Genomic DNA, 4,613 nt, shown 5'->3' on the forward strand with positions numbered 1-4,613 from the left:
GACCGTTCCCGCCTCGATCACGGTTCCGCCCGTGTAGGTGTTGTTCCCGCCGAGCGTCAGCGTTCCCGCGCCGGCTTTCTTCAGCGCGATGCCGTCCGCGATCGTTCCCGAAAACGTCGTGGTGTCTGACGCCTGGTTCAGCGTCAGCGTCGAAGACGAAACGCCGCTGCCGAGCGCAACCTTACCGAACTCCGTCCCGGAAAGACCGGCAATCGTGATCGTGTCCGCGCCGAGCGTGAGCTGCGCGTAATTGCCCGCCGCGCTTCCGGCGAGATTGACCTTTCCGTTCTGGAGCGCCGTCGCCGTACTCAGAACCAGTTCCGTATTTCGGGCGGAGTCCGTACCCGCATTCCTCTTCCCGACGACGATTTCGCCGCTGTAGGAATTGTCCGAACCGGAAATCGTCAGCACTTCCGTAGTCGTGTCGCTGTCCCCGTTGTTCCCGAAATACGCCGTTCCCGCGCCGGAGAGCGAGCCCGAAATCTTAGTGCCGAGCTTGCCCCAGTTGCCGAGAAGGTAAACGACATCCGAATCCGCCTCGCCGAGCGTAACGTTCCCGGCAAGTTCAACGCCGCCGTCGAACTTATAGTAAGTCGCGCCGTTCTTGAGTGTCAGATTACCGGCGAACGCCTTCATTGCCGTAGCACCTTGAGCAATGGCGATGGTCATTCGTGCGCCCGACCCGACGACGATCGAAAGATTCTGTCCGAACGAATCGCCCGTAATCGTTCCTCCCTCTCCGGAATCGTAGCCGAATATCGCCGTACCGCCGTTGACGGCGAGTGTCGAGGCGGAAGAAAACGTGGCCACATTGTTCAACGCGCCGAAATCGAACTTCAAAGTTCCGCCCGTGACTGTCGCGGAAGTGATGTTCGTCGCGCCCGTGAAATTCGTCGTTCCATTCGTGACGTTCAACGTGCCGAGCGTCGTCGCGCCCTCAAAGGTCAATGAGCCGCCGGAAACCGATGCCGTTCCGAGAGTTGCCGTTCCCGTGACCCTCGTCGCACCGTCTTTCTGATTGAACGTCTCGACGCTCACGGATTTCGAGAAAATCATCGCACCGCCGCCGCGGCGGTTCAGGGTTCCGGAGCTTCCCGTCACGTCGCCGGAAAGCGTCACGGTCGCGCTTCCATTATCCGTCCAAATCTCCGCTTCGCCGTCGAAACGGATGTCGTTCGTAAGATTGACAGTTTTCGTCGAGTGGAAAAGAGCACCGCCGGAAAGCACTATCGTCGCCCCGCCGAAAGTCGAATGATCTGCGGCGAACGAAAGCCACACATTAGAATCAAGAACAAATTCTCCCGTGAAATCGTCCGAAAGCTCAACCTTGATTCCCCCGTTGTAACCGGGATTGGCAACAGTCGGTTTGAACACCAACGATCCCGTTCCAGAAACATTTGAAAAATCGAATGCTCCCGTGGTCGCCGTAACTATGTAGCGCGAATTGTCGGCAAGCGTCGCCGTCGCGCCGTTCGCGCTGCCGGCGTCAAGGGACAAACTCGCCCCAGATCCGAGTGCGAAAGACGCGGCATGCACGGCTCCTTGCGTGAATGAAACTGTCTTGCCGGAAGCAATCGTCACAGTTCCCGCCGCCACGCCGGCGGAATCGACGGTTACGGCAACGTCTTTATTGAACGTCACATTGTCGTTGCTGTAAAAGACATCGTCCGCATCTCCGTTTGTCCAATTCTGCGTGGACACATCCCAAACCGAGCTGTTCTTTCCAGACCAGACGAGATTCGCGAGCGTTCCACTGACGGTCACCGAGCCATTCTCGGAAAACGAAACCGTCTGATTTCGGGAACCGACTCCAGTCCCCACAAGATTGAGATTGCTTGCGTTCAAGCCGGTCCAATCCGTTCCTAAAGTCTTCCCGGAAATCAGAGAAAAGGTCGTCGAACCGTCATCATTTTTAACACCGGACAATCCGGCAAGCGAGAAAACCACATCGCTCGTCACGGAAAACGACGTCGTCTCCGACGCGTTAAGAGCTGACGAAGACGACAGGAAATTCACGACGCCTCCGAGAGTTATCGCGCCGGAAAGTGAACCTGTGCCCGCGACATCAAACGTCATTCCGGAGCCGATAGTCACATTCTTAATCGTGCCCGAAGAGAGTTTGATCGAGCCCGCGCCGGAAACCGTTTTCGAATTGAAATCGACCGTAGCGCCTGCGGCCTCAACGTAGGAGCCGGCGGCGATGCTCGTCAGCATGCTGAAGGTCACCGTACCAAGCCCCGTCGCGGAAATGGAGCCGCTATTGGAAACCCTTGTAGCCGTCAACATATTAATCTGACCATTTTCGCCGGTGTACCACGTACGAAGACCTGAGCCGTCAAATTCAAGATCTCCGGTGCCGTTAACGATACCCTCCGCAACGATATTGCCTTCTTTCAATTTCGTCCAAGACGTATTCAAAGTGTTTGTCGCATCGACACGAATACTTCCGGCCCATTGTCCGATATCGACAGTAACGGTATTGTTGGTCCCCGCGACCCAAGCTCCGCCGCCGTCGGAAGTAACAAGCCCCTTGCCGCGAAAATTCAAAGTTCTGCCGTTGCCGTCAAAGTAAAGAACAACGCCCTTATTCTGCGGCCGCGCAGGCGTCGACGTAGAAGTCGCGAAATTGGTGATGGATGAAATGTCGGACCAAGTGGTGTTCGTATCACCCTTCAACCAATTTGAGGCTGTATCATAGTCGCTGGGCTCCGCTGTATCTGCGGTTCCGTTCCACTTATAGACATTCGTCGTAGTAGCTCTTTGGCTAATTTAGGTATCGCCCATTCAGCAGCCTGATCTTTTGAGCAAATTCTACCGGAAGAGGATGTCAGCCACATTCTGGCTAAAGTTAAAATCACATTGCGTTCGTCACCTTCAATGCTAGCTATCAACCCGGGTAAGGATTCTTTAATCGCCCTTCGAATATCTGTCATTGGTACAGGCTCAATCACTTCTGTTGCCTCTGGTCCGAAAAGGTTAATACTATTTTCTCTTAATTGAGATAAAAGAATTGCTAAATCGGGATCATAAGTTGGCTCAGGAATTGCTCCCTTATCAAACTGCTCCCTTAGCCACTCACCATACATAAATTCATGTTTAGGAGGAAATTTCCAAGGGACAACATCCTTTTGATTTATGACCGTAACTTCAAGTGGTCTAATAGCATTTATGTTTCTATATAAGGCAAAGAGGATAATTTTTCTGTCACTGATTGAATAATATTATCTATCATACGAACACGCCCTTTATTTTATTTTGCATCTAATTTTCTAATCTCAGTTATCATTGGGCAAACTATTGCAATGCAAATAATTAAAATACCTGATAGTAAAAACCAATGATTTACATCGATTCTATCAGCAAAGAATCCAGAAAGAATTAACCCAATTGGCATAACAAGAGACATGATACTTCCAGTTAAAGAAAATACACGTCCTAAATATTCAGGCTTAATTTTCTCCTGAAAAAGAGCTGTTTGCACACCGCTGTAAAACGGAACCGAAAGCCCCATTATTGCACAGCAGACTACAAATATGAAAAATCCACTTTGAGGAAGTAATCCTGAAATGGTTAAGCTTATCCCCATCATAAAAATTGATGCCGTTATTAATAAGATTCGCTTTTGGTAATTCCCAAATAACCCTAATAATAGACCCCCTATCAACATACCAGAGGCATAAGCAATCTCCGTAATAGAAATATGCATCGGTGTACCATTAAAATATTCCATAGTGATTAAAGGATATAATGCATTTATGGGCATATAAACAAACATATATAATGTTCCAACGAGTAATAAAGCAAATAATCCTTTATTTTGCCGTAGTACAGCCATTCCTTCTTTCATTTCTCTTATGAAATTTGGTTTCAAACTTTGCACTTGATCACCTAGCTTAGGAATACGTACAATTGCTACCGTAATAGATGCAATCACAGCCCCCAATACATCGATGGCAATAATAGCATTTAGTTCCCAAACGGAGTATAAGAGTGCTGCAACCGCCGGACTAACAATATAGCTTATAGACTGCAAAGACTGACTATAGCCTGCACATTTCGTAAGCTGTTCTTCTGGTACTAAAAGTGGAGTAACCGCATTGAGAGCCGGGGTATGAAAAGCTGTTCCAATGCTACGGATGAACAATACTACCATAACCATCCAGATAGGTAACTCCATATACAATGCAACAATAGCTAGCACGGCCCCAGCTGCTGCGATAATTAAATCAGCACCAATCATTATCTTCTTCCTATCATGACGATCCACTAATACACCAATGGCTGGTCCAAAGACCGCATAGGGTAAAAAACCTACAAGTGAAGCCATAGACAAGACCATCGCAGATCCTGTTTTTTCTGTAAGGTAAAAAATAATCGCCATTTGCAGGATGGCACTAGTGATTAATGATACTGCCTGCCCTGCCCATATTGTATAAAACTTAAGTTTCCAATTGTTGTATTTTTCCATTTATACCTTAATTCCGCAACACTTTGATTTAACTTTATTTATAAGTTCCTGAGCAACAAAAAGTTGCTCAGGATTTTGCCATGTCAGATTTTTCACTTATCTTAGTGTTGCAAATCAAAACAAGCGTAAATCGTAACAAGACATG

2 protein-coding genes and 1 pseudogene are annotated in these 4,613 nt (G+C 48.7%); all 3 read right to left on the reverse strand.

The genetic code is table 11. The features are described 5' to 3' along the window. A partial coding sequence (locus ACQREB_RS08760) for a beta strand repeat-containing protein (protein WP_427767806.1) occupies positions 1-2,286 on the reverse strand: 2,286 nt, incomplete at its 3' end. 470 nt (positions 2,287-2,756) lie between these two features. After that, positions 2,757-3,173, reverse strand: a pseudogene (locus tag ACQREB_RS08765) (aminoglycoside adenylyltransferase domain-containing protein); the annotation flags it as partial. A gap of 77 nt (positions 3,174-3,250) precedes the next feature. Continuing rightward, entirely contained in the window at positions 3,251-4,468 is a 1,218-nt protein-coding gene (gene mef(A) / locus ACQREB_RS08770; RefSeq protein ID WP_074560477.1) for a macrolide efflux MFS transporter Mef(A), read from the reverse strand. Positions 4,469-4,613 lie beyond the last annotated feature (145 nt).

This window comes from Candidatus Spyradosoma sp. SGI.093, assembly GCF_050314555.1.
GTDB lineage: Bacteria > Verrucomicrobiota > Verrucomicrobiia > Opitutales > UBA953 > Spyradosoma.